At 33.2% G+C, this 1,160-nt stretch carries 1 protein-coding gene; it reads right to left on the bottom strand.

Annotated features, from left to right (window positions below; all coding sequences use genetic code 11):
* Window positions 1-480 precede the first annotated feature (480 nt).
* Window positions 481-1,160: hypothetical protein (locus ACF1B9_RS38025; protein ID WP_391795994.1), on the bottom strand; the 680-nt coding region annotated here is incomplete at its 5' end.

Raw genomic sequence — 1,160 nt, 5'->3', positions numbered from 1 at the left:
ACAACCACGAATAGTAAAACAACATCAATTCGCTTCATGAAATCATCTCCTTTTCTTAGTTGATACTTTACTCCCGTTGTGTTGGAAATCATAACTAATAATAACATTTTTTTCTTATTCTTATTTTGTAAGTGTTTAATAGAATTAGATAGTATTTTGCTAGTTAGTTAACATAATGCGTCTTATCCCAAGCAACCAACAAAACAAAAGACGGAATTCGGCCATATTTGGGCAAATTCCGTCTTTTTAGGTTTGGGAAATACATATAAACTTGGAACAATAATGATATCGGCGATCTTTCATTTTCTTTTAATTGCTGCGGATTGCTAGTTAGTTTCATGTTTGACAACAAAAATCAAAACAGAGACAACTCCCTCAGTTGTCTCTGTTAAGGATTACATAATAAGGAGGTATTACATGATCAATAATATGTTTGAAATGAAAGAAGTATGAATTGCTCACTCTCTTTATCAGTGTTAATCACCGTTCCAACTCATTTCTTTGCCCTTTTAAGCGTTGTTTTTGCTTCTCATTAGGATTTACCCCTCGAGTTTGGTTTCGGGCCTGTTCTAGGCCTCGGATGATGGCTGACAAGAATTCTGTGCTTGCTCCATAACCACCTTGATGCTTCCCTAACTGTAAATCTTCGATTTCTTTTATTGTTTTATCTTTCAAGTCCATATTACTTAGAATCTTATCTCGATTATGAATAAAGTGGTCTTTATCTCGAAATCCTTCTTTTTTTAAAGATTCTTGGCACTTACTCTGTATGTTTAAAAGGTCGTCATAGGCTTTCTTATTTGTTTCAGAATGAAGTACCTTTCCTTTTAACAAGGGATTACTATCAATTTTTTGCAAACGTTGTTCAATCTCTAATAATTGATCAAAATACTTTTCTACCCTTTGGATTCGCTGAATACCTACTTGGAACTTTTGTAAAAAGTTTTTATGTTCTTCAATATGTCTGTTCCGAGCACGAATAGTGGATTTAATACTATCTATACCGACAATCTTTTCAGCTTTTTTATTAAGGTTATTTAGCTTTTGCGCAGTCTCATACGATAAGAATTTTTCGGCATTTTGAAGTTCAGGATAGTGAGAAATGACTTTACGTATGACTTGCTGCTTTATTATTTCTTCGGTTTGCTTTAGAACTATTT

Origin of the sequence: Streptomyces sp. NPDC014727, from assembly GCF_043083485.1 — a bacterium.
GTDB lineage: Bacteria > Actinomycetota > Actinomycetes > Streptomycetales > Streptomycetaceae > Streptomyces.
Note: the sequence above shows the minus strand (reverse complement) of the source record. Positions and strands in the feature narration are given on the sequence as shown.